The 23,679-nt window shown below is 60.3% G+C and carries 21 protein-coding genes; 4 read left to right on the forward strand and 17 right to left on the reverse strand.

Going from position 1 to position 23,679, the window contains the following annotated elements; translation table 11 throughout:
- Window position 1: 1 nt before the first annotated feature.
- Window positions 2-1,666 carry an NAD+ synthase gene (locus U5822_RS17515; RefSeq protein ID WP_322856970.1) on the reverse strand — a complete coding sequence of 555 codons (1,665 nt, stop codon included), beginning with the start codon at window positions 1,664-1,666 and terminating at the stop codon, window positions 2-4.
- A gap of 93 nt (window positions 1,667-1,759) precedes the next feature.
- Between U5822_RS17515 and U5822_RS17520 the strand changes: the two genes are divergently transcribed.
- The 3 genes from U5822_RS17520 to U5822_RS17530 all read left to right on the forward strand — a co-directional run bounded on the left by U5822_RS17520 (window position 1,760) and on the right by U5822_RS17530 (window position 5,524).
- Window positions 1,760-3,400 carry a sensor histidine kinase gene (locus U5822_RS17520; RefSeq protein WP_322856971.1) on the forward strand — a complete coding sequence of 547 codons (1,641 nt, stop codon included), beginning with the start codon at window positions 1,760-1,762 and terminating at the stop codon, window positions 3,398-3,400.
- 55 nt (window positions 3,401-3,455) lie between these two features.
- Window positions 3,456-4,844 (forward strand): sigma-54-dependent transcriptional regulator, encoded by a 1,389-nt coding sequence (locus tag U5822_RS17525; RefSeq protein ID WP_322857107.1) that lies wholly within the window; start codon window positions 3,456-3,458, stop codon window positions 4,842-4,844.
- A gap of 116 nt (window positions 4,845-4,960) precedes the next feature.
- Window positions 4,961-5,524 (forward strand): GspH/FimT family pseudopilin, encoded by a 564-nt coding sequence (locus U5822_RS17530; RefSeq protein ID WP_322856972.1) that lies wholly within the window; start codon window positions 4,961-4,963, stop codon window positions 5,522-5,524.
- 11 nt (window positions 5,525-5,535) lie between these two features.
- On the opposite strand, the gene U5822_RS17535 is transcribed toward U5822_RS17530, so the two are convergent.
- From U5822_RS17535 to murJ, 12 genes are all read right to left on the reverse strand, one after another.
- A complete protein-coding gene (locus tag U5822_RS17535; protein WP_322856973.1) occupies window positions 5,536-6,021 on the reverse strand; it encodes a type IV pilin protein in 486 nt (161 codons plus the stop codon).
- Between the two features lie 17 nt (window positions 6,022-6,038).
- The gene (locus U5822_RS17540; RefSeq protein WP_322856974.1) at window positions 6,039-9,617 is read right to left on the reverse strand and encodes a pilus assembly protein; all 3,579 of its coding nucleotides are present in this window, start codon (window positions 9,615-9,617) and stop codon (window positions 6,039-6,041) included.
- Between the two features lie 21 nt (window positions 9,618-9,638).
- Window positions 9,639-10,184: a pilus assembly PilX family protein gene (locus U5822_RS17545; protein ID WP_322856975.1), complete on the reverse strand. Its 546-nt coding sequence runs from the start codon at window positions 10,182-10,184 to the stop codon at window positions 9,639-9,641.
- Between the two features lie 10 nt (window positions 10,185-10,194).
- Window positions 10,195-11,316, reverse strand: a complete 1,122-nt coding sequence (locus U5822_RS17550; protein ID WP_322856976.1) for a PilW family protein — start codon at window positions 11,314-11,316, stop codon at window positions 10,195-10,197.
- Entirely contained in the window at window positions 11,316-11,762 is a 447-nt protein-coding gene (pilV, locus tag U5822_RS17555; protein ID WP_322856977.1) for a type IV pilus modification protein PilV, read from the reverse strand. The genes U5822_RS17550 and pilV overlap by 1 nt, the downstream gene beginning before the upstream one ends.
- Complete coding sequence (locus tag U5822_RS17560; RefSeq protein ID WP_322856978.1) at window positions 11,753-12,247, reverse strand: GspH/FimT family pseudopilin; 495 nt, start codon at window positions 12,245-12,247, stop codon at window positions 11,753-11,755. The genes pilV and U5822_RS17560 overlap by 10 nt, the downstream gene beginning before the upstream one ends.
- 145 nt (window positions 12,248-12,392) lie before the next feature.
- On the reverse strand, window positions 12,393-13,346 hold the full coding sequence (gene ispH, locus U5822_RS17565) for a 4-hydroxy-3-methylbut-2-enyl diphosphate reductase (protein WP_322856979.1): 954 nt from the start codon (window positions 13,344-13,346) through the stop codon (window positions 12,393-12,395).
- Window positions 13,347-13,384: 38 nt separating this feature from the next.
- On the reverse strand, window positions 13,385-13,837 hold the full coding sequence (locus U5822_RS17570) for an FKBP-type peptidyl-prolyl cis-trans isomerase (RefSeq protein WP_322856980.1): 453 nt from the start codon (window positions 13,835-13,837) through the stop codon (window positions 13,385-13,387).
- A complete protein-coding gene (gene lspA / locus U5822_RS17575; RefSeq protein WP_322856981.1) occupies window positions 13,834-14,367 on the reverse strand; it encodes a signal peptidase II in 534 nt (177 codons plus the stop codon). The genes U5822_RS17570 and lspA overlap by 4 nt, the downstream gene beginning before the upstream one ends.
- Window positions 14,367-17,186: an isoleucine--tRNA ligase gene (ileS, locus tag U5822_RS17580; RefSeq protein ID WP_322856982.1), complete on the reverse strand. Its 2,820-nt coding sequence runs from the start codon at window positions 17,184-17,186 to the stop codon at window positions 14,367-14,369. The genes lspA and ileS overlap by 1 nt, the downstream gene beginning before the upstream one ends.
- Window positions 17,187-17,256: 70 nt before the next feature.
- Window positions 17,257-18,228 (reverse strand): bifunctional riboflavin kinase/FAD synthetase, encoded by a 972-nt coding sequence (gene ribF, locus U5822_RS17585; protein ID WP_322856983.1) that lies wholly within the window; start codon window positions 18,226-18,228, stop codon window positions 17,257-17,259.
- A 110-nt stretch (window positions 18,229-18,338) separates the two neighbouring features.
- Window positions 18,339-19,919 (reverse strand): murein biosynthesis integral membrane protein MurJ, encoded by a 1,581-nt coding sequence (gene murJ / locus U5822_RS17590; RefSeq protein WP_322856984.1) that lies wholly within the window; start codon window positions 19,917-19,919, stop codon window positions 18,339-18,341.
- Between the two features lie 206 nt (window positions 19,920-20,125).
- Here murJ and rpsT point away from each other — a divergent pair, with 206 nt between their 5' ends.
- Entirely contained in the window at window positions 20,126-20,395 is a 270-nt protein-coding gene (rpsT, locus tag U5822_RS17595; protein ID WP_322856985.1) for a 30S ribosomal protein S20, read from the forward strand.
- Window positions 20,396-20,461: 66 nt separating this feature from the next.
- Here rpsT and proB read toward each other — a convergent pair whose 3' ends face one another.
- The 4 genes from proB to rplU all read right to left on the reverse strand — a co-directional run bounded on the left by proB (window position 20,462) and on the right by rplU (window position 23,545).
- Window positions 20,462-21,586 (reverse strand): glutamate 5-kinase, encoded by a 1,125-nt coding sequence (proB, locus tag U5822_RS17600; RefSeq protein ID WP_322856986.1) that lies wholly within the window; start codon window positions 21,584-21,586, stop codon window positions 20,462-20,464.
- A gap of 21 nt (window positions 21,587-21,607) precedes the next feature.
- Complete coding sequence (cgtA, locus tag U5822_RS17605) at window positions 21,608-22,801, reverse strand: Obg family GTPase CgtA (RefSeq protein ID WP_322856987.1); 1,194 nt, start codon at window positions 22,799-22,801, stop codon at window positions 21,608-21,610.
- Window positions 22,802-22,936: 135 nt separating this feature from the next.
- Window positions 22,937-23,197 carry a 50S ribosomal protein L27 gene (gene rpmA, locus U5822_RS17610; protein WP_213478262.1) on the reverse strand — a complete coding sequence of 87 codons (261 nt, stop codon included), beginning with the start codon at window positions 23,195-23,197 and terminating at the stop codon, window positions 22,937-22,939.
- 36 nt (window positions 23,198-23,233) lie between these two features.
- Window positions 23,234-23,545, reverse strand: a complete 312-nt coding sequence (gene rplU, locus U5822_RS17615) for a 50S ribosomal protein L21 (RefSeq protein ID WP_036134656.1) — start codon at window positions 23,543-23,545, stop codon at window positions 23,234-23,236.
- Window positions 23,546-23,679 lie beyond the last annotated feature (134 nt).

A 23,679-nucleotide genomic window follows, 5' to 3' on the forward strand; every position in this document is an offset into this window, starting at 1 on the left:
TCTATTTGCCGCTCTTCCATCCGTTGGTGATGGGATAGCGGCGGTCCTTGCCAAATCCTCTCTCGGTGATGCGCACGCCAATGGGCGCCTGCCGACGCTTGTACTCGTTGATGTCCACCAGCCGGATTACCCGGTCCACGTCGGCGCGGGCAAAGCCCTCGGCCACGATGGCATCGGCACTGAAATCACGCTCGACGTAGAGATTGAGAATCTGGTCCAGGATGTCGTAGCCCGGCAGACTGTCCTCGTCCTTCTGGTCCGGCGCCAGTTCCGCCGACGGCGGCCGGGTAATGACCCGCTCCGGAATCACCGGCGACACCGTATTGCGGTAGTTGGCCAGGCGAAACACCAGGGTCTTGGGCACATCCTTCAGGACATCAAAGCCGCCGGCCATATCCCCGTACAGGGTTGAATAGCCCACCGCCATCTCGCTTTTATTGCCGGTGGTCAGCACCAGCGAGCCGAACTTGTTGGACAAAGACATCAACAGCACGCCACGCAGTCGGGCCTGCAGATTTTCCTCGGTGGTGTCCGGGCTGGTGCCCTCGAACGGTCCGGCCAGGCTGGCCATAAAGGCGTCGTACATCGGCTCGATGGAGAACACGTCGTACTGGACGCCCAGCGCCCGGGCCTCGGCCTCGGCGTCTTCGAGACTCATGCTGGAGGTATACCGGAACGGCATCATGACTGCCCGTACCCGGTCGGGGCCCAGGGCATCCACCGCCACCGCCAGGGTGACGGCCGAATCAATGCCGCCGGACAGCCCCAGCACAACCGACTTGAAGCCATTCTTGTTGACGTAATCACGCACCCCGGTCACCAGCGCGCTGTAGACATTGGCCTCAACACTGGGCTCGGCCGGCAATGGCTGGGAGACTGGCTGGCAATGGTGTTCACACAGGAAGTCGACGGGGAAGAGCCCGTCGCTGAACTGCGGGGCCTCGACCACCAGCGCACCGGAGTGGTCAAAGACCATGGAACCGCCGTCGAACACCAGTTCGTCCTGACCGCCGACCAGATTCACATAGACAATACTGACCCGGTTTTCGCGCGACTTGCGTTCAAGCAGGGCCTTGCGGCGGGCCTGTTTGTCCAGATCGTAGGGTGAGGCATTCAGGTTCAGAATCAGCCGCGCACCGGCAGCCGCCGCCTCCTCGACCGGACCGTCTTTCCAGATGTCCTCGCAGACGGTGATGCCGACCGGGACACCCCGAATGTTCAGGGTGACCACATCGCCCCCATCGGCGAAGTAACGTTTCTCGTCAAAGACCTGGTAATTGGGCGGAAAGCGTTTGAAATAGCGGCCCGTGATGGCACCCTGCTCGATCACAACGGCGGCGTTGTAGAGCAGCGCACCTTCCCTGATGGGCGCGCCAATGACGATGGCCGGGGCCAGCTGCTCGTCCTGCAGACGCTGCAGGGCTTCCTGCACGCGCAGCTCGAGACTGGGCCGCAAGAGCAGATCCTCCGGGGGATAACCAGTCAGGCAGAGTTCCGGAAACACCACCACGTCGGCCTGGTGCTCCGTACTTGCTCGCCGGGCTGCCCCGATCACCCGCTCGGTATTGCCGGGAATGTCGCCCACCAGGAAGTCCAGCTGGGCCATAACCACCCGCAGATTCTGAGGGGATGGGGACGGGGTGGAAGCACTCCCGGAAACGGACATAGTTTGGCTCCTATAACTCATTGCCACGAAAAGGCTATTATAACCTCCCAAGTACAAGGATTTCTCCCGACCAGCAGCGGATTTGTTCAGACCATGGCAGTACACCAACCTTCCCCGGCGCTCGCCACCGCGAACCCCGGCTCCGACCAGCAACAGGTCAAGCTGTTCCGCATCTACAACCACTATCGGCTGGTGGTCAGTCTGATCCTGCTGGCCCTACTGTTCGTGGATCCGGTCAACTTCGACAGCCGGTTTCGCTTTCTCGATTACTACCAGGCCGGCGTCGCGGGCTATCTGGGCCTGAACGCGTTCATTGCGCTGATCATTTTGGCCGGCTTTCAGCCCAGCCGACGGCACATCACCCTGTCGATACTGCTCGATATCCTGGTCATGCACTGGCTGCTGCTCACCAGTACCGGCATCACCAATGGCCTGGCCAACCTGGTTATCGTCTCGGTGGCCGCCGGCAACATCCTGACGCCAAGCCGGATGGGCGTGTTTTACGCCGCCCTAGCCGCCATATGCTCACTCGGCATATCCGGCTGGGCGGTTCTGGCCCTGGGTCACTCCGGTGACGACATCGTGCGGGCTGGCTCGCTTGGCATCCTGTACTTCGCCGCCGCGTTCCTGCTGCAGTCGATCTCCCGCCGGATGCGCAGCAGCGAAGCCCTCGCCAGCAGCCGGGCCCAGAGCATCGCCGAGCTTGAACAGATCAACCGGCAGATCATCCAGCGTATGCGCACCGGTATCTTGGTGCTGGATCGCCACGGCCAGATCCGACTGGCCAATGCCGCGGCCGAGGAACTGTTGTTTGGCGCTCACGCCCATCAACCCAGCCAGCCGGACGCCCAGCGCACCCTGCCCCAGGTCCTGAAGCTCGGGCTTGAGACCTGGTTAAACGACCCGAACCGGCGCATCGAGCCATTCCAACCGTTTCCGACGTCTCCGGTTCTGCAGGCCAACTTTACCCGGCTCGACCAGGAACGGGGGGATCACATTCTGGTCTTCATCGAAGACATCAGCAAAGTGACCCAGCAGGCACAGCAGATGAAACTGGCCTCACTGGGCCGGCTGACCGCCGGCATTGCCCACGAAATCCGCAACCCCCTGGGCGCCATCAGTCATGCCGCGCAACTGATGGAGGAGTCCCCGAGCCTGGATAAGGCGGACCACCAGATGCTCGACATCATCCGCCGACACTCCCGCCGGGTGAACACCATTGTGGAAAACGTGCTGGACCTGTCCCGTCGGCGCGCGGCGAACGCCGACCTGATCGACCTGGGCGATTGGCTGAAGCAGTTCCGCGCCGATTTCCTCCAGACCCAGGACGATGCCGACACCACCTTCATCGACCTGGTGGTAGACGCCGACACACCGCCCGCGCGATTCGACCAGAGCCAGGTTGAACAGGTGATGGTCAACCTGTGCGACAACGGCTTGCGCTACAGTTTCCTGCGCACCGGTGAACGACGGATCAGGGTGCATGCCGGCGCGACGGTTGACGGTGAGCGGGCCTATGTCGATGTGCAGGATTTCGGCCCCGGTATCGCGGAGGAGCACCATGGCTCGGTTTTCGAACCTTTCTTTACCACCGACAAAGGCGGCACCGGCCTCGGTCTTTATCTGGCCCGGGAACTGTGCGAGTCTAATCAGGCCCATTTGTCCCTGGTCAAGGATGGACAGCCAGGCTGCTGTTTCCGCATCACCTTCGCTCATCCGGGACGGCTGATTTAACACGGTGCCAGAGGAGATTCGGCACCCGCAAAACAACATGGAAACTTCGACATCGATGACCACCCAGACCGCGCTGATTGTTGACGACGAACCAGATATCCGGGACCTGCTGGAGATCACCCTGACCCGGATGGGCATCACCGCCCTGACGGCACCGGACCTGAGCACGGCCCGCAAGTTACTGACCGACCACGCCTGCCAACTGTGCCTGACCGACATGAACCTGCCCGATGGCAACGGCATCGAACTGGTCCAATGGATTCAGGAACACGCGTCGGCAACCCCGGTTGCCGTCATCACCGCCTACGGCAACATGGACACGGCGATCGAATCCCTGAAGGCCGGTGCCTTTGACTTCGTGTCCAAGCCGGTGGAACTGCCCCGACTGCGGGAACTGGTGAACAGCGCGCTCAAGCTGTCACCACCCAAGCCGGACCAGGACGAGGCCGTGGACGAACCCGGGCTGCTGCTGGGCGATTCGCCTCAAATCCGCAAACTCCGTACCCAGACCCGCAAGCTAGCCCGCAGCCAGGCCCCGGTGTTCATCAGCGGCGAGTCCGGCAGCGGCAAGGAGCTTGTCGCCCGGATGATCCATCTGCAGGGGCCACGACGCGACGGCCCCTTCATTGCCGTCAACTGCGGGGCCATTCCCTCCGAACTCATGGAAAGCGAGTTCTTCGGCCACAAGAAAGGCAGCTTTACCGGTGCCGTTGAAAACAAGGAGGGGCTGTTCCGCTCCGCCAACGGTGGCACCCTGTTCCTGGACGAGGTAGCAGACCTGCCACTGGCCATGCAGGTGAAGCTGCTGCGGGCGATTCAGGAAAAAGCCGTACGCCCGGTGGGCGACACCAAGGAAGTGCCGGTGGACATCCGGGTACTCAGCGCCACCCACAAGAACCTGCCGGAACTGGTCCAGGAAGGCAGCTTTCGTCAGGACCTGTTCTATCGGATCAACGTGATCGAGCTGGGGGTGCCGCCGCTGCGCGAGCGTTGCGACGATGTCGAGTTGCTGTCGGGCCACATTCTCGAACGGATTGCCCGGGAGTATGAATGCCCGGCGGCGGAATTGACGCCGGCTGCTCTGAAGCAACTCAAAGCCTACGATTTTCCGGGCAATGTGCGAGAACTGGAGAATATTCTGGAGCGCGCCTACACGCTGTGTGACGCGGACCGGATTGATGCTGACGATCTACATTTGGGCAATGGCATGCGGGCACCTGACGCCGCTCCGGGCCCGGGTGCGCAGGCCCTGCCGCAAGAGGGCGACAGGATCGCGGTGCCGGAGGGAGAAATCGACCTCGAAGGCTATCTGGAATCGATCGAGCGCCAAACCATCGAAAAAGCCCTGGAGGCAACCCGGTGGAACAAGACAGCGGCAGCAAAGCGCTTGGGGATCAGCTTTCGGGCATTGCGGTATCGATTGAAGAAGCTGGGGATGGAGTAATTCCAGGGAACCCAGTCACAGTTTCAACTGAAGTTTCGTTACACGAACAGCGGAGACGTTAGGATAAAGGCCCGCGAAGGATTCGCGGATTATCCACATAAAACGGAGTTTCATGGATGAAACACGCCCGCAAAGCGAGAGGATTCTCGCTGCTCGAGCTATTGATTACCCTAACGATTGTCGCCATCGTCGCAGCCTTTGCCCTGCCCTCGCTCAATTCGATACTACAAAGGGGCGAACAACGGGCGGCGCTGAGTGAACTGATCGCCATCATCAATCTGTCCCGCAATACCGCCATACAAGAACAAACCGCTGTCACCCTCTGCCCCATTGGAACCAACAGCAAATGCACCAAGGACTGGAACCGTCCGCTGACTGCCTTTCGGGACCCCCAGCGAGCAAGAAAGATCGTTCACTCAGACCAGGTCTTGCGCATTCTCGAGTTGAGTTCTACAGGAACCGCCAAGGGCCGCACAGGTATTCGGGATTACTTTCGATTCCGCCCTTCCGGCTTCGCCGAAGAAGCCATTGGCAATATCGTTTGGTGCCCGAAAAACGGAGACAACCGCTTTGCCTCCCAAATCCGGATCAACATGGGAGGGAGGCCCTTTATCTCACAGGACAGTGACGGCGACGGCATTCCCGAGGACACTTATGGCAAGGCCATCACCTGTGGCTAATCCCTCGCCTGTTACTTCTTCCAGGTTTGCTCCGCGCCGGATAATCCTCCGGAATTGTCCGCATCCCAGCCACGCGCGCCGTTGGAGCTCAGTTGAAGGAAGCCATCGCCCGCCTGCGGGCCGCCGGCAATGGGCACGGCCCTCAATTCGTAGCTGTTAGCGGTCAAATTGTAGATACGCAGGTTGTAGACGGCGTTGCCATCGGTGGGCGAGACACTGGCGAAGACAGATGCATCTGGCGCCGTGAGCGTGTTGCTGATCGTTGAGGTGCCCCCATCCGCTCCAATGTAGGAGTTATTCTGGGTATAAAACCGTTCCATCGCATTGGCAAAAGTAACCAGAGCACCTTGCGCGTCTGCGCGTCGGGTGCTCTGGACCTGGTCCATGTAACTGGGATAGGCAATGGCGGCGATGATGCCGATGATCGCAACCACGATCATCAGCTCAATCAACGTAAACCCTCTCTCTTGCGGTTTTTTTAGGCTCTTCAGACTCATAAAAATAAGATTCCCTATTATTCTTCGTAGACTTCTCGCCAGCCGGACCGACCCAGAGTCTTGCCGCCACCGAGGTCAATTTTGGTCTGATCGACCTCACCATCGGACGCCTGCCGGTAAAGGTTATCGCCCAAAATATTCGAGTTCAAAATCATGGCATCGCCGTATCGAACGCCAGCGATAACAGCATCATTCGAATCAATTTTGCCATCATTGTTTACGTCGAAGACCGGCTGTTTCGGTGTGGTGCCATCAAACCGAAGAGCCTGCGTCCAGCTGGTTCCACCACTCTGGCACAAACTCTGTGAGGGCGTAACAGTATTGAACAGCACGTACTCACCACGGACCAGTGGACTCTCAATAACCCGCTCACCTTGCTCGGTGTTGAAGTCGACGTACCAACCACGACGTGCGCTTGCGCTTGTATCGGTCCAGTCAATGGAGTCGCCATCAATGGTGCGCACCTCGCGGCCAGACTCAGTGCTTTCTGTGATCGAACGGCCCTGCAATTGACTTCGCGTCACCGCACTGCCCCTATCCCAGACGCCATAGAAGCTTTGCTCCGCCGTGCTGCTGGGATCGCTGTCAGTCAGATAGCGACCAGTTCCAAAGAACACAAACAGGTTGGGATCACTACCCGCCGTGTTGTAGATGTTACGTCCCATCACCGGCGCAGTGGTGATCGGCTGGGCATTTCCAGAGGAATCCTCCGCGACAAAGAACGGCAAGTTGGTCGCGTTCGTGCTGTTGCCTGAGCGATAGGCGCTCCGCCAGGAATTCGCCGACCCGGTAGAAAGGTCCACAACCCACATGTTGCCGTCAAGATCGCCTGCGTAGACACGATCAACCACGCCATCGCGTACCTTGGCGCCAGAGTCATCTTTGAAATCAACCGCGCGAACCGGAGACAGGCCCGAACCAGATCCCTCAAGCTCGATGAACTTGTAGTCGCCTGAGTCCCAGCCGTCTTGGCCAGCCTGGATATCAAGCACGAACAGACCAGTTTTGCCGTTATCGCTGTTATAGCCATTGGGTACAAGCGCACTCCAACGGTAGTCGTTGTTGCCCCACTCCACCAGCGAAATCAACGGCGGCTCGGTGATGTAACCCAGATCCGGATGGGAGAACTCCCACATGAGCAGATTCTGAGCTTCGGTTGCCGTACCATCGAATGCAGCGGGATCGGTCACATTCAGAGCGAAGAGGCCACGGCCACCGGCCCGCATGCCGCCAATCAGCACAGTCCGCCAATCCGCGCCACTTCCGCCAGCGGCACCGATGTACACATCCGACACAGCCGGCGACAAGTCCACGTAAAACCGATGCTGATAACCAGGATCACTGAGGTAATTTAGGCCCGAGTTGGTGGCGGAAGAAAAGGAAAAGCTAGGAATATAAGCAACAAGCTCGTCGCCGGTTTCCGCATTGAAACCGTGCAGCATGCCGTCGTTGGCGCCCACATACACCATGGGTGTCCGGCTAGCCTTGTCCTGCTTGAACGTTGAATAACGACCGGTGGATGCCGCGCCGAACGGATCACGATCGGGCCAACCACTGGCTGGCGCACCCACGTAGACGGGTGAGGAGTTCACCACATCGCCCAAGACAGTCGAGCGTTTGCGGAATTCACTGCCCTCCTTGGAGCGTTCCCCTCGAATAAACGCCAACCGGTCCTGACCAAGGTTGTCATCGTTCGGACCATCAAGGTCGTCCTGCTGCGCCGATGACAACTGGTTCCACAAGAAAGGCACGCCACCGCTGTTGTTGGTAACAATGAAGCGATCAGCAGGCACCTGATCGTTGAGGGTATTCGCCGCATCCCAATTGATGTTGCCAATGCCTCCGGTCACCGGGTTGAGATAACGCGCAGCCACTGAACCAGACCAGTCACCGCTGTTGAACGAGGCGGTGTAAACCTCACTGCCCTGCTCCAGAGTGGCGGTGTTGAAGGTTACGTTGGTGGCACTGCCGGTTGACCGAATGATGTCGCGGATGGCCGCTGACAGGGAGGCCCGCAACTGATCCACGTTGGCGGCGTTGTAGAACTGTCCTCGGCCGTTGACGGCCGCATGCAGGAGATCATCGACCTGTTCATTGCCCCAGGTCTTGCCGTTAGTCCCCCTTCCGCTCATATCGGCCGGCCAAGTCAGATCCGGGTCTGCCGCAAACGCCTCATACGCCGCGTTGACGGAGTTAACCCCTTTTCCGACAAATTTTTCACCAATGTTGCCAAAACCTACGGTGTAGGTGTTCATGTGCAGATCGGCATTGCAATCGACTGAAGGATCGTAAGAAGGATCCGACGTCTCGACACGGGTTGGATTTAGGCTGTCGTAATTGGGATCACCTTCCTGTTTATAACAGCCTTCCGGGAGTTTAACTTGGCCCGCCTCGTAGGTCCCAGAGCGCAATCGGGTCTCGTAATACTTCATCGCAACATCGGCGAGTGTTCCAGATTCGCTGTCGGAGTAGGGTCTGCCATTGTCGCTGTCGGTATTTCCAACCCCGCTTACCGTCTCATTATTAAATCCGTCGGTGAAAAGAACGGTGAAATTCTTCTGACACTCAGCCTGGATGACATTGGAATTAGAATTAAACTGATTTCCGGCGTGTGCCAATGCCTTTCTGAGCGGCGTGCCACCCCCTGAATAGCCACTTCCAAACCGCTCGTAGGTATCATCCAGGAAATCGCCCCGCTCGGTGTCCAAGTCCTCCATAGGAATATCGCGCAGGTTGTGGATCCAGAAGGTGCCCACGCGAATCCCCGCCAATCCCTCTAGTGACTCCGCAATGGAAGCCCTGGTTGCATGGTGGATTCGGCGATAGTAGGTAAACCAGTTGGCAAAGTTCTGCAGATCAGACGCTGATGTTAATGTCACTTTGCGTAGGCAGCCGTTATCCGGCGCCAACGCGTCGACACCCGAAGGAAGTGTTGTGTCCTCTGGGTAACCTGCCCAATCCTGGTAAAGTGTGGCGGTATAGTCTTCACCGCTCTTGGAATAGAGCTTAGGCTCTGGAGGATTCTGACACGAAAACGACACCCCGAAGTAAGTGTTGTTAACCGTCAGATCCCCGGTAACTTTTTCGAAATAGGTTGCAGGGAAAAAGGTGTTACCCGCTGTATCCGTCTGGTTCACGGTCAGGTCGAGCGTTCGGCTTGACGCAGATGTCGGCTCGAATTTCGCGCTGTTGGGGCTGGCGTCCAAGAAAGTTCGGTCCGTTGAATTCGGCCAGGGTTTGTAGTCAGACTCTGGATCGTAGTACAGCGCGTTGTACGCGTTCGACCTTAGGTAATAAAAATACCTGGAGAACGGAATTTGCCCGCTCCCACCTGTTCCGGTCAACCACCCCCCCACATTGTCAGAGGCAGAATCACCCGCGTTAAACAGATATCTCGCACTACCCTGGTATAGGGTACTGACAACCTCAAAGTCCATACTGCCCGAGTCATCGACCGCGTACACGACGTTCGGTTTGGCAGACCCGGAAATGAAGAGCGGCTGATCGGCCAACGGCACATTGGCATATCCCATGGTTGGCAGGCTCAATCCAAGCCCCACCGCCAGGTTAAACAGGCGACTATTCACTACGTTCATACAGCACCTCCAGAGTCGCCGTTAAAACTCGCGGCGGTAATATTCTTCGAGAACCCGTTGGCCATCACCGGTAGCCCCCGTGCCTCGGGCAACGATCCGGAACGCCTTCGCAACCGAGGCCCCCGTTTCGTGGGTGTAGTTGGTCATATTGACGTTGGATGATTCGTTGCCGACTTCAAGCTGAGCATCGCCTACGAACTCCACGAAAAATCTGGGAGCCTCCGGGAACAAGGGATCTCCATTGACCGTAGGCACGGCCACGGCTACCGAGTTGGCACCGGTCCAGACCGCGGCGGCGAAAACTCCCTTACCACGTGGCGCATCCCCTTTGTCATAAAAGCCGTCCATGGTGTCGAACCCCGAAGGACTGGCCAGGGCGTCAATCGCTTCCTCCGCCTCCCGGAGCGCCAATTCGGCCCCCTCCATGGCCATGTAGCCCTCTCGCTGAGCCGAGACCATCCGTTCCTGCATGCTGCTGTTCTGCATACTGGACACCGCGAGCAGGCTGAGTATGAGCAAGATCAGCAGACTGGTCAGCAGAACCGCACCGCGTTGCCCAGATCTCATCCGAACGTACTTAGCTTTCATTTTGCTCAACCCTCAAGATCCGGTTGCGAATCGTCGCGGTGGTGGTGAACACTCGGTAAAGGTGCCGGGAGTCGGCCGCCACTTCCGCCTCAACATCATAATTCGGGCCACCAGAGCAATCCGTCCACGACGGAAAACACAGCTCCATCGGGGCGTCGACGATGTTGTTTTCAGGCGAGCGAGCCAGCACGGAAATCTGTACTGCCACGACATCAGCTGCTGCGGCCGTCGAAAGTGCCGTGGGTCCATTGATGTCAATCCACTGGGTCACTTCGCCGTTGGAAAGCCCGGAGTCAATGCCGACCCGCATTTGCAAATCCCAGACACCGTCCATGATTTCCTGGGCCGCGGCCGCACCGCTCTGGCGGAATAGGGCACGCCGGCCGTTGGCATCCGCATTAAGGAAGAACTGGAAGTAATAGGGGTTGTAGATTTGAGCAGACTCGTCGTACTGCTTTGACAGGCAGTTGGCTGCGCTACCTGGACAGTTGTTATCAACGGTGACATCAACACCCTCACGCGGCTTACCATTACCCGGCACCACGGAACTCCCCGTGTTGTGGTTGATACCAGGGTTCGCACCGGTCTGTGTGCCAGTGACCTGAAAAATGTCGCCGGCGATGCAGTCACTGATCAACAATATGTCGGATTCTGAAATACCGGCTACCGTGTTTACCTTAAGGTTCGCTGACGAGTTTGGCATGACACTCGTTATCTGGACATTCCCGGCGCCGCCTACACCTCTCAGAATAAGCGCATCGGTGCCCGCCAGCCCCAGCGTGGTGCCGTCGCTCTGGTAAGCCATGAAGCCATCTGAGAAACTGTAAAGGTCCGAAGAAGCCTGGTATGCAGGGTGGGTGTTGTCCAATTTATTGGCCACGTTTTCCCTCGGAATGCACCCCCAATAATCCGCATTGCGCACCGCCCGGCTGAGGAACTCGGTAGTCATCCGCCCCGTTTCCTGCACCCGATTACTGGCCTCGCCAACTATGAAAGACCGTTGGTTTCCGCTGAAAATCTGAACCAGGCCAGCGGTGAGAATCAGTCCCAGAGTCAATGCCACCATCAACTCGACAATGGACAACCCCTGTTGTTTATTGATCACTGACATTATCGGAGCCTCACATACAGCGTGTAACTCTGGGCAAGGGCATCATTCCCTATGCCCCGCTCTGTCCAATCCACGGTGATTTCAGCGAAGGTTTGACTGGCGCTGGATGTCACATCCACCTCGGTCGAGGCAGTGGGTACATCCTCAAGCAGGCGAGCATGCCAGGCACTCAGTTTCGCATTGCACCCGCTGCACCCTGTCGACGATGCCTTCTCGAACACAGTGACATCATCAAATTCAGACCGCATCCGTTCGGACAGATCGTAAGCGTGCATGGTGACCAGGGAGCGCACCGCGGAATTGCTGCTTTGTTTCAGGGATAGCGCCTGGATTCCGGCCACCCCAAGCAAACCAATCGCCAGGATGATCATGGCGACTAGAACCTCAATCATGGTGAAGCCGCGCTGGTTGCCACGTTTTCCGGTTCCAGTCATGTTTACCCGCATGTGAGGTCCTCCGCCCGGATGCGACCACCGAGGGTAATGGTGATGGAACGCCCGGACTCACCGCTGCGGTCGTCACATACCTGGATCGTGACGGCGGCCGAGCCGTTGGGGAGCAGGCCGCCGCCGGTGAAGGCGAAATTGGAGGAGGAATTTACAGTGACCGAGCCCGGCGCCCCAGAGGTTCTGCGTAACTCCTCGGAATCCTGCATGGAGCCGTTGCCGTTGCGATCAATCCAGACGCTGACACCATTCGCCCAGTTGGCGCCGTCTGTTGGGTTTACGATCACACTACGACCGGTTTTGATCGCCTCGCTGCGGGCATAATTCAACACCCCAACGACGTCATTGGATGCCGTCGCAAGGCGATTGTTGGCGATCATCGTCGCGAACGACGGCACGGCGAGTGCGGCGATCACGCCCACCAAGGCCACAGTGATCATCAACTCGACCAGGGTGAATCCGTTATTTGCATTTCTGGTGCCCATACCATCCTTCCAAAGTTACCTAGTGATAACCTAGATGGTCGTATTGGGCGACTCCAGTGCAACCAGATAAATGGTCATATGGCGGGGATAAACGGGCGTGCGATGGCCAGGTTGCGAGCTGGCTCACGCCCGGAGCTTATTGGGTTCAGGAAACCTCAACCACATCAATCCGCAACTCCTTCGGCATGGAGAACACAATGTTCTCCTCACGCCCGGCAATCTCTTCCGGAACGTTGCCCCCCAGCTCCCGGAGCCGGCCGATCACATCACTGACCAGAACTTCCGGTGCCGAGGCGCCGGCGGTCACGCCGACCGCGTTCTTGCCCTCGAGCCATTGCGGGTCGATCTGGGCGGCTTCGTCGATCAGGTAGGCAGGGGTTCCCATGCGCTCGGCCAGTTCACGGAGCCGATTAGAGTTGGAGCTGTTGGGGGAGCCCACCACCAGCATCAAATCGCAGTCCCCGGCGAGTTGCTTGACCGCATCCTGGCGGTTCTGGGTGGCGTAGCAGATGTCGTCCTTGCGGGGGCCTTCGATAAGCGGGAACTTGGCGCGCAGCGAGTCGATGACCCGGGCGGTGTCGTCCATGGACAGGGTGGTCTGGGTCACGTAGGACAGGCGAGACGCGTCTTTGACATCCAGCTTGGCGACGTCGTCCTCGTCCTCGACCAGGTAGATATCCCCACCGTTGCTGTGGTCGTACTGGCCCATGGTGCCCTCCACTTCCGGATGGCCGTGATGGCCGATCAGGATGCATTCGCGACCATCACGGCTGTAGCGCATGACTTCCATATGCACCTTGGTCACCAGCGGACAGGTGGCGTCGAACACCTTGAGTCCCCGACGGGCGGCTTCGTTCTGGACCGCCTGGGACACGCCGTGGGCACTGAATATCACCAGGGTGTCGTCGGGCACTTCATCCAGCTCGTCCACGAACACCGCGCCCCGGTTGCGCAGGTTATCGACCACGAATTTGTTGTGCACCACCTCATGCCGCACGTAGATCGGCGCGCCGAACACGTCGAGGGCACGGTTGACGATTTCAATGGCACGGTCCACGCCGGCACAAAAACCGCGTGGATTGGCGAGTCGGATCTGCATGCTGGATTCCCGCTGAATCTGGATGGGCACGACCAACGTCAGTGCGTCGGCCGGGCCGGTTCTACGTCGATGATTTCCACTTCGAAGACCAGTGTACGCCCCGCCAGCGGGTGATTGAAGTCCACTTCCACTTCGTCGCCCTCGACCCGGCTAACCACACCGGGCAGCTCGCTCTGGCGGGCATCGGCGAAGGAGATCATGACCCCGGGTTCCAGCACCATGTCGGCGCTGAATTCGTGCCGTTTGAAGGTCTGCAGGTTGTTCGGGTTGTGCTGGCCGAAGGCCTTTTCCGGCGGCACTTCGTAGCTTTCCCGCTGACCCGCGGTCATGCCCATGATGTAGGCTTCGAAATTCTCCGGCAGGTTGTCGTCGCCGATTTCGAGGGTGGCGGGCTCCTTCTCAAAGGTGGAGTCGATTACCTCGCCATCGGGAAACTTCAGGGCAAAATGCAGTTGGACGCGGGTGCCCTTGTCGATCGGTAGTTCTTTCATGAGTGCGTTTCACTCCTTTCGGCATCCCCACCGTCGTCGGTGGGTTTGCGGAACAAATCAAGAATCATCATGGCGGCACCGATGGTGATGGCCGTGTCCGCCAGGTTGAACGCCGGGAAATGCCAGTCGCGCCAGTAAAAGTGCAGGAAATCGACCACATAGCCGTGCACCACCCGGTCATACACGTTACCCAGGGCACCGCCCAGAATCAGTACGATTGCAATCGCCACCCAGGTTTCATGGCGCTGCAGTTTCCTCAGCCAGACCACCAGTACGGTGCTGACCACCAGCGCCAGAGTGACGAAAAACCAGCGCTGCCAACCGTCGGCCTGGGCCAGGAAACTGAAGGCTGCGCCGGTGTTATGCAGCAGCGTCAGGTTGAACATGGGAAAGACCGGTACCGGATTCCCATAGGTCAGCGTGGCGGTGGCCAGGGCCTTGGTGCCCAGATCCAGGATCAGCACCAGCACCGCCAGCCACAGCCATTTCAGCTTGGAACCGCCTTCCGACGCCGTCACGGTCGCGTCCATCAGGCGAAGGACCGGGCTTCGCCGGGCCCTTCGATGTTGGTGACGCAGCGCCCGCACAGATCGGCGTAACGCTCGTCCTGGCCCACGTCTTCACGGTGATGCCAGCATCGCTCGCACTTGGCGTGCGCCGCCGGCGTGACCGCCACCCGAAGCCCCTCGTGACTGGTCTGCTCGGCATCGCCCGCCTCGGCCACCGGCTTGACCGTGGCCTCGGAGGTGATCAGCACGAATCGCAGTTCCTCACCCAGGTGCTGGAGGTTGGCGGCCAGGTCGCCTTCACAGTAGAGGGTGACCTCGGCACTCAAGGAGCCTTTGATCTCACCGCGGGCCCGGGCCTCTTCCAGGCACTTGTTCACCGCTTCCTTGACGCCGTAGATCTCGCGCCAGTAGTCACGGCCGAGTTCGGCGGTTTCCGGCAGTGCGGTCAGCCCCTCGTACCAGGTCTCGTAGAACACGGTGTCACCGCGCTCACCCGGCAGGTGCTGCCAGATCTCATCGGCGGTGAAGCTCAGGATCGGCGCAATCCAGCGCACCAGCGCCTCGGCCACGTGGAACAGCGCGCTCTGACAGGAGCGACGCGCCCGGCTGTCGGCGGGCGTGGTGTACTGACGGTCCTTGATGATATCCAGGTAGAAGCCACCCAGGGTCGCCTCACAGAAGTTGTACACCTTTTGGTAGATGCGCAGGAACGCGTAGTTCTGGTAATCCTCGTGCAACTCGTTCTGCAGCTGCAGGGCCCGGTCCACCATCCAGCGGTCCAGGGCCAGCATGTCCTCCGGCGCAACCATGTGCAGCTTCGGATCGAATCCGTTCAGATTGGAGAGCAGGAACCGGGAGGTGTTTCGGATCCGGCGATAGCCGTCCGCGGTCTGACGCAGGATGTCCTTGGACACCGTCATCTCACCGCTGTAATCGGTGGCCGCCACCCACAGACGCAGGATGTCGGCACCCAGCTCGTTCATGACTTCCTGCGGCGCGATCACGTTACCCAGTGACTTGGACATCTTGTGGCCCTTGCCATCGACAGTGAAGCCATGGGTCAGCACCTGCCGGTAGGGGGCCACGCCATTCATGGCGATGGACGTCTTGAGGGACGACTGGAACCAGCCACGGTGCTGGTCTGAACCTTCCAGGTACATGTCGGCCGGGAACTGCCCCAGCTCTTCCCGGACCCGCAGCACAGAATCGTGGGTGACCCCGGAGTCGAACCAGACGTCCAGGGTGTCGGTGACCTTTTCGTACTGGCCGGCGTCGGCCCCCAGCAGGGACTCGGCGTCCAGGTCGTACCAGGCATCAATCCCGGAAACCTCAATCTGCTCGGCCACGCGCTCGATCAGATTCTGGGTGTCCGGGTGCAGCTCCTGGGTTTCCTTGTGGATGAACAGGGTGATGGGCACGCCCCAGGTCCGCTGACGGGAAATGCACCAGTCCGGCGACTGCTGAAACATGGCCTCAATGCGGTTCTGGCCCCAGGACGGCACCCAGCGCACGCCCTTGATGGCTTCCAGCGCATCGGCGCGCAGGTTCTGCTGATCCATGCTGATGAACCACTGCGGCGTGGCGCGGTAGATCAACGGGGTCTTGGTACGCCAGCAATGGGGGTAGCTGTGGCGGAACTTCTCGGACCGGACCAGCTTGCCTTCGCGCTCCAGGGCAGCACACACCGGCTGATCCGCCTTGTACACGTGCACCCCGGCCAATTCGCCGGCAGCGCTGGTGTAGGTGCCATCGGCCTGCACCAGGTTGATGGTGCCTATGTTGTAAGCCTTGCCCACCTCGAAATCTTCCAGACCGTGATCCGGGGCGGTATGAACCGCGCCGGTACCGGCGTCGGTGGAGACGTGATCGCCCAGGATCACCGGCACTTGCTTGTCGTAGAACGGATGCTGAAGCGTCAGGTGCTCCAGATCGGCACCGGCGCAGGTGGCCAGCACCTCGAAGTTCTCGACCTCCCAGCGGCTCATGATGCCGTCCACCATATCGGCGGCGAGGATCAGGCGCTCCGGCCCCTGACCAAGGTCGGCCTGGACCAGGGCGTAGGACAAGTCGGCGTTCAAAGACACCGCCTGGTTGGCCGGAATGGTCCAGGGCGTGGTGGTCCAGATCACGACAGACACCTCACCCTGCCCTGACTCAGTGCCAAACAGCGCCAGGGCCTTGGCCTGATCGACCGCGGTGAAACGCACATCGATCTGGGTCGAGGTCTTGTCCTGGTACTCGACTTCCGCTTCCGCCAGCGCCGATTGCCCGACCACACTCCAGTACACCGGCTTGTAGCCACGCATCAGGTGGCCCTTGGCCACAATCCGGCCGAGCGCACGCACAATACCGGCCTCGACCTTGGGGTCCATGGTCAGGTACGGCTTGTCCCACTCCCCCATCACACCGAGCCGGATGAAATCGGCTTTCTGACCCTCGATCTGCTTGGCGGCGTAGTCACGACAGGCCTGGCGGAAGGTTTTGTAATCGACCTTGGCGCCGGCCTTGCCGATGTCCTGCTCGACCTTGTGCTCGATGGGCAGGCCATGACAGTCCCAGCCCGGCACGTAGGGCGCGTCGTAGCCCATGAAGCTGCGGGACTTGACGATCATGTCCTTGAGAATCTTGTTGACCGCATGACCAATGTGAATGCTGCCGTTGGCGTAGGGAGGGCCATCGTGAAGGATGAACTTGTCCCGCCCTTCACGCTGCTTGCGCAGGGTGCCGTACACGTCCAGATCCTGCCAGCGCTTGAGCATGTCCGGCTCACGCTTGGCCAGGTTGCCGCGCATGGGGAAGGCGGTTTCCGGCAGATTCAGGGTATGCTTGTAGTCGCTCATGGTCTGTGTGCGTACTCTTTGGTCAGAATGGGTCAGTAAACGTAAATGTGTGGGCCGCGGTCCCGGAATTTCAATGCGCCGCTCGGCGCGAACCCTGCTCGGCAAGCCACGCCCGGGCATCGGCAAAATCGCGCTCGATCTGTTCCTTCAGCGCGTCCACGGAACCGAACTTGATCTCTTGCCGCAGGCCATGGCGGAACACCACGTCGATTTGCCGGCCATAAAGTGTGCCAGCAAAGTCGAACAGGTGCACTTCAAGGGCCGGCTGCTTGCCGTCGACGGTCGGCCGCAGGCCGATGTTGGCCACGCCGTCGTGCATCGAACCGTCATCGAGGGTCACCGCCACGACATAGACGCCCTGCAGTGGTGTCATGCGTTTGAGCCGGATATTGGCCGTGGGCGCGCCAATTTCACGCCCCAACTGGCGGCCATACACCACCCGACCACGAACCCGGTAGGGATGCCCCAGCAGCTCCTCCGCCTCTTCCAGCCGATTGGCGCTGAGTCTCTCCCGGATCCGGGTGCTGCTCACGCGTTCGCCGTTGACGGTCACCGTGCGGGTATTCTCAACGGTGAAGCCCTGGGCCTCGCCCGCCTCCCGCAACAGCATGAAATCCCCGGTGCGGTCGCAGCCGAAGCGGAAGTCGTCTCCCACCACCAGGTGGCGCACGCCCAGCCCGTTGACCAGAACCGTGTCGATGAATTCGCGACTGGTCAGGCGACGGAAGCGGCTGTTGAAATGCAGACACAGCACGTAGTCGATCCCGGCGGCCGTCAAGGCCTCGAATTTCTGGCGAAACGCCATCAGCCGGGGTGGCGCTTCATCGCCCTGGAAGAACTCCCGGGGCTGGGGCTCGAACACCATCACCACCGAAGGCAACCCCAGGGCCGACGCTTTTTCCTTGACCTGCTCAAGAATGGTCCGGTGACCGATATGAACGCCGTCGAAATTCCCGATGGTCGCAACGCAGCCGCCTGCCAGGGGCGAGTCATGGCGCTGGGACACAGCTTTCAGGTTAGTCAGGCCTCGGATCAGACGCATGCAATGCGACCCCTCATTTGCCAACTGGCTTTCAGCACCCGGGCCCGGCCTGCCACATTATGGCATCGGCACCCCCGGGGAACGCTGGTGAGAAAACGCGCGATTATACCTTACCTGTGCCGGAAATGTCTTACCCTGACCCCGGCCAGGGCCAGAGCCAGGAAATAGATACCCACGCCGATGGCAACCACCACGGCCATGTCGACGGCCCGTTCAGCGCCGCTGGCCGCCAGCCACTGGCCGACCGGTGGATTGAACCAGAGCACGCCCGCCGCCATCGCGGTGTTGGCAAGGCCAATCTGCACCAGGAATCGGGGCCAGCCAGGCTGGCTCTGCCAGGCGCCCTCCCGGCGCAGCCCCCGCCACAGCAGCACCCCGTTCAGCCAGGCCGACAGGGAGGTCGCCAGAGCCAGCCCGGCGTGGGCCAGGGGGAACACCAGGATCAGGTTGAAGACCATATTGGCAACCATGGCGATCACCCCGATCTTGACCGGGGTGCGGGTGTCCTGGCGGGCGAAGAACCCCGGGGCAAGCACCTTGATCAGCATAAACGCCAGCAAGCCGGCCGAGTAGGCCCGCAGACTCCGGGCCGACATCACCACATCGCGATCCGTCACCTCACCATAATGAAACAGGGTTGCAATCAGGGGCTCGGCCAGCAGCGCCAGGGCCAGGGCTGCCGGCAGGCCGATCAGCAACACCGCGCGGACGGCCCAGTCGAGGGTCGCGGCGAACTGCTGCGCGGAATCAGCCGCATGCTTACGCGACAGGCTCGGCAGTATCACTGTGGCGATGGCAATACCGAAGACCCCGAGCGGCAATTCGGAGAGGCGGTCGGAATAGTAGAGCCAGGACACGCTGCCGGTCTGCAGGAAAGACGCCAGCACGGTGTCGAGCAGCAGGTTGATCTGGCTCACCGACACCCCGAACAGGGCCGGCGCCATCAACTTCAGGATGCGACTGACACCCTCGTGGCGGTAGTCAACCCGGGGCCGGGGCAGCAGTCCCAGCCTCATCAGGAACGGCAACTGGAAGAACAGCTGCAGCGCTCCGGCGATGAACACCCCCCAGGCGAGCGCCATCACCGGCTCGGCCATGAGCGGCGTCAGGTAGATGGCCGCCCCGATCATGGCGAGATTCAGCAGGACCGGGGTAAACGCAGGAACGGCAAAGCGGTCGTAGCTGTTGAGGATGCCGCCGGCAAAGGCGGTCAGCGAAATCAGCAGCAAATACGGAAAGGTGATGCGCAGCATGTCGCTGGCCAGCCCGAACTTGACCTCGTCATCCAGGAAGCCTGGCGCAAAAATGGCCGTCAGCACCGGCGAGCCGAGCATGGCGACCAAGGTGACCGCCAGCAACACCAGCCCCAGCGACCCCGCCACGGCATCGACCAGGCGCTTTACGTCGGAGACCGGGCGGGTCTCCCGATAGGACGAGAGCACCGGGACAAAGGCCTGGGCGAAGGCGCCTTCAGCGAACAACCGGCGCAGGAAGTTGGGAATCTTGAACGCGACGAAAAAGGCATCGGCGCCCGCACCGGCCCCAAAATAACGGGCAATGACCATATCCCGCACCAACCCCAGAACCCGGGACAGCATGGTCATGGCGCCAACCAGCCCGGAAGACCGCAGCAGGCCGGGAGCCTTGGGCAGGGATTTTGGTTCCGACGTGTTTTCAGGTTCCGATGACATGCAGGCTCAGGTCTGGGGTTGGGGTCGCTTCAGGAGCGGCGAGTTTATCACAGCCCTCTGGTGTCGGGGCATGAAATGGGTTTCGGTCTTGACATCTCGGGGTTTCAGCGGCATAGTTTCGCGTCATTTATTTCGACGCGCTGGTTTTGGCGCGCCCGCGATGTAACAACATTCAGCAACGAATCTAGATTTTCAGGAGTTTTACGGTGGCAAATTCCCCGCAAGCCAAGAAGCGCGCACGTCAGAACGAGAAGAACCGCAAGCACAACGCCAGCCTGCGTTCCATGACTCGCACCTACGTGAAGAAAGTCCAGGCCAAGATCGAGGCCGGCAACTACGAAGAAGCCCAGGCCGCGTTCCAGCAGGCTCAGCCGATCATGGACAGCATGGTCAACAAAGGCATCTTTGCCAAGAACAAGGTTGCTCGCCAGAAGAGCCGCCTGAGCGCCAAGATCAAGGCCCTGAAGAGCGCCTGATCGGCCCTCTTGCTCAGCGCACAAAAAAACCGGCCAACTGGCCGGTTTTTTATGCCTGAACCAAGGTCAGACCACCACCAGGTTATCCCGGTGGATCATCTCCTCGCCGCAGACGTAACCCAGCACTCCGGCAATGCGATCACTGGACTGCCCGGCAATGGCCCGCGCCTCCTCGGCATCGTAGTTGACCAGCCCACGGGCAACCTCCTTACCCGCCTGATCGACACAGGACACCATCTCGCCGCGGCGGAATTTCCCCGACACCGATTTCACCCCGACCGGCAACAGACTGCGCCCGCCCAGGCGCACCACGTTCACCGCGCCATCGTCCAGGGTCAGCCGGCCGCGGGTCTGCAGGTGACTCGCCAACCATTGCTTGCGCGCGGCCAGTCGACCCTGCTCGGGCAATAGCAGCGTGCCAATCACCTCGCCCTGACGCAGACGGGTAATCACCGCCTCGATCCGACCACCGACAATCACGGTGAAAGCGCCCGACCGAGCCGCCAGACGAGCCGCCCGGAGCTTGGTCAACATACCACCCCGCCCCAGGGCGCCAGCACCACCGCCAGCCATGGCGTCCAACTCGGCATCGGCGGCCTTGCGCTCTGTCACCAGACAGGCGTCGGCATGCTTTCGCGGATCCTTGTCAAACAAGCCCACCTGATCGGTCAGAATGATCAGGCCATCGGCCTCGATCAGGTTGGCCACCAGCGCACCCAGGGTGTCGTTATCGCCAAACCGGATCTCATCGGTGACCACCGTGTCGTTCTCATTAACGATCGGGATCACCCCGACATCCAGCAACGCCCGTAGGGTACTGCGACCGTTCAGGTAACGCTTGCGATCGGACAGGTCATCGTGGGTCAGCAGGATTTGCGCGGTGTGCAGGCCATGGCGCTTGAACTGGGCCTCCCAGGTCTGCACCAACCCCATCTGGCCGACAGCGGCAGCGGCCTGCAACTCATGCAACTGCTGCGGCCGGGTCGTCCAGCCCAGGCGACTCATGCCCTCGGCCACCGAGCCCGAGGAGACAATGACAACCTCGATACCGCTGTCGATCAACTCGGCGATCTGGTCGACCCACAACCCGAGGGCGGCCACATCCAACCCCTTGCCGTCGTTGGTCAACAGGGCACTGCCAATCTTGATGACCAGACGACGCGCCTGGCGCAACTGACTCCGTTCACTCATGCTGCGTGCTCGTCTCTCGCTCTACTCCGGGGCGTAGACCACTTCGACGTCGTAATCGTCATCATCGAAGTCGTCATCGTCATCGTCCTCGCGGGCCGCACGACGGGCCTGCCGCTCCGCCTCGATCCTGGCCCGCGCCTCTTCGTCCATCTGCCGGCGCCGAGCCGCCTCGCGCTCGGCCACTTCGGGGTTCTGCGCCTCTTCCTCAGCCTGCTCCTCAATCCAGCGCATGACCGCCTGGGTCAGCGGCTTGGTACCCTCGCCGCTGAGCGCGGAAATATAGAACACCGGCCCCTGCCAGCCCAGTTCGTCGACGATGGCCTGACAATGCGCCTCCCGGTCGGCCTCACTGACCATGTCGACCTTGTTCAGCACCAGCCAGCGCTCGCGATTGGCCAGGGTCTCACTGAACTTCTCCAGTTCGCGCTCGATCGCGCGTACCGAGTCCACCGGCGAGGAGCCGTCGTAGGGCGCCACGTCCACCAAGTGCAACAGCAGACGGGTCCGCACCAGGTGCTTCAGAAACCGCACCCCCAGACCTGCACCTTCGGCCGCACCTTCAATCAGCCCGGGAATGTCGGCGATCACGAAGCTCTGATGGGCCTGCACGCTGACCACACCGAGATTGGGCACCAGGGTCGTGAACGGGTAATCCGCCACCTTGGGACGGGCGGCAGACACTGACCGAATGAAGGTGGATTTGCCGGCGTTCGGCATCCCCAGCAGCCCCACATCCGCCAGCACCTTCAATTCCAGCCGAAGATTCCGGAGCTCGCCCTCGGAGCCCTTGGTGGTTTGCCTGGGCGCGCGGTTCACCGAGGATTTGAACCGGGTGTTACCCAGACCATGAAACCCGCCCTGAGCCACTTTCAGGCGCTGACCGGCGTGGGTCAGATCACCCAGCACTTCGTGGGTATCCATGTCGACCACGGTGGTGCCGACCGGCACTGGCAACACCAGATCCTCGCCCTTGGTGCCAGTACAGTTGCGCCCGGCTCCAGGCTCGCCACTGCGCGCCTTGTGCTTGCGCTGGAACCGGTAATCGATCAGCGTATTGAGGGCGCTGTCGGCCTCAAGATACACGGAACCGCCATCGCCGCCATCCCCGCCGTCGGGACCACCCTTGGGGACGTACTTCTCACGCCGGAAACTCAGGCACCCGTGCCCGCCCTTGCCGGCCTCAACGATGATGGTGGCTTCGTCTACGAATTTCATGGATCAACCCTTTGCGCTTGGCGCATAAACTAAAAAGCCCCGCAGCCTCTAGGAAGCTTTGCGGGGCTCCTGGCGACTCTGATATCCGATGATATCAGGGCCACCGAAGGTTCTACAGAACCGGATCGCCGCTGCTTACGCAGCCGGAACGATGCTCACGAACTTGCGGCTCTGCGGGCCTTTGACCTCGAACTTCACCTGACCGTCCGCTTTCGCGAACAGGGTGTGGTCCTTGCCAATGCCGACGTTGCTGCCAGCGTGGAAACGAGTGCCGCGCTGACGAACGATGATGCTACCTGCAGATACTGCTTCGCCGCCGTAGCGCTTCACACCAAGTCGTTTCGACTCGGAATCGCGACCGTTACGGGTACTACCTGCTGCCTTTTTATGAGCCATTACCAGCCTCCTTATCTAGGGGGTAATTCGAGGACCTTAGCCCTTGATACCCGTGATCTTCACTTCAGTAAACCACTGACGGTGGCCCTGACGCTTCATGTGGTGCTTACGACGACGGAACTTGATGATCTGAACCTTGTCGTGACGGCCATGGCTGACCACTTCCGCGGTCACTTTGGCGCCTTCAACGACCGGCGCACCGACCTGAACCTTGTCGCCGTCGGCAACCAGCAGAACGCGATCGAACTCAACGTTGCCACCGGTTTCAACTTCCAGCTTTTCCAGCTTCAGGGTTTCGCCTTCTTTTACACGGTGCTGCTTACCACCGCTAACGATAACTGCGTACATTAACCTTCTCCGCGATTGACCCATCCCTGCTCTTATCCACCTGGTTCTAAGGGAAGCACTCTGGCAACCCTATAGCAGGGAGCGCAGGTTGGGATGAGTTGGGCGCGTGATTGTACGAAAAGCGGTGGCGCAAT

Origin of the sequence: Marinobacter qingdaonensis (genome assembly GCF_034555935.1) — a bacterium.
Taxonomy (GTDB): Bacteria; Pseudomonadota; Gammaproteobacteria; order Pseudomonadales; family Oleiphilaceae; genus Marinobacter; species Marinobacter qingdaonensis.

Excerpts from the sequence above, each read along its gene's own strand:
- U5822_RS17525 (WP_322857107.1), top strand. The coding sequence starts at position 3,456 with ATGACCACCCAGACCGCGCTGATTGTTGACGACGAACCAGATATCCGG.
- U5822_RS17535 (WP_322856973.1), bottom strand. The coding sequence starts at position 6,021 with ATGAGTCTGAAGAGCCTAAAAAAACCGCAAGAGAGAGGGTTTACGTTG.
- U5822_RS17540 (WP_322856974.1), bottom strand. The coding sequence starts at position 9,617 with ATGAACGTAGTGAATAGTCGCCTGTTTAACCTGGCGGTGGGGCTTGGA.
- U5822_RS17515 (WP_322856970.1), bottom strand. The coding sequence starts at position 1,666 with ATGTCCGTTTCCGGGAGTGCTTCCACCCCGTCCCCATCCCCTCAGAAT.
- U5822_RS17520 (WP_322856971.1), top strand. The coding sequence starts at position 1,760 with ATGGCAGTACACCAACCTTCCCCGGCGCTCGCCACCGCGAACCCCGGC.
- cgtA (WP_322856987.1), bottom strand. The coding sequence starts at position 22,801 with ATGAAATTCGTAGACGAAGCCACCATCATCGTTGAGGCCGGCAAGGGC.
- lspA (WP_322856981.1), bottom strand. The coding sequence starts at position 14,367 with ATGGACGCGACCGTGACGGCGTCGGAAGGCGGTTCCAAGCTGAAATGG.
- rpmA (WP_213478262.1), bottom strand. The coding sequence starts at position 23,197 with ATGGCTCATAAAAAGGCAGCAGGTAGTACCCGTAACGGTCGCGATTCC.
- ispH (WP_322856979.1), bottom strand. The coding sequence starts at position 13,346 with ATGCAGATCCGACTCGCCAATCCACGCGGTTTTTGTGCCGGCGTGGAC.
- rplU (WP_036134656.1), bottom strand. The coding sequence starts at position 23,545 with ATGTACGCAGTTATCGTTAGCGGTGGTAAGCAGCACCGTGTAAAAGAA.
- pilV (WP_322856977.1), bottom strand. The coding sequence starts at position 11,762 with ATGCGGGTAAACATGACTGGAACCGGAAAACGTGGCAACCAGCGCGGC.
- ileS (WP_322856982.1), bottom strand. The coding sequence starts at position 17,186 with ATGAGCGACTACAAGCATACCCTGAATCTGCCGGAAACCGCCTTCCCC.
- U5822_RS17570 (WP_322856980.1), bottom strand. The coding sequence starts at position 13,837 with ATGAAAGAACTACCGATCGACAAGGGCACCCGCGTCCAACTGCATTTT.
- U5822_RS17550 (WP_322856976.1), bottom strand. The coding sequence starts at position 11,316 with ATGTCAGTGATCAATAAACAACAGGGGTTGTCCATTGTCGAGTTGATG.
- ribF (WP_322856983.1), bottom strand. The coding sequence starts at position 18,228 with ATGCGTCTGATCCGAGGCCTGACTAACCTGAAAGCTGTGTCCCAGCGC.
- murJ (WP_322856984.1), bottom strand. The coding sequence starts at position 19,919 with ATGTCATCGGAACCTGAAAACACGTCGGAACCAAAATCCCTGCCCAAG.
- U5822_RS17560 (WP_322856978.1), bottom strand. The coding sequence starts at position 12,247 with ATGGGCACCAGAAATGCAAATAACGGATTCACCCTGGTCGAGTTGATG.
- U5822_RS17530 (WP_322856972.1), top strand. The coding sequence starts at position 4,961 with ATGAAACACGCCCGCAAAGCGAGAGGATTCTCGCTGCTCGAGCTATTG.
- proB (WP_322856986.1), bottom strand. The coding sequence starts at position 21,586 with ATGAGTGAACGGAGTCAGTTGCGCCAGGCGCGTCGTCTGGTCATCAAG.
- U5822_RS17545 (WP_322856975.1), bottom strand. The coding sequence starts at position 10,184 with ATGAGATCTGGGCAACGCGGTGCGGTTCTGCTGACCAGTCTGCTGATC.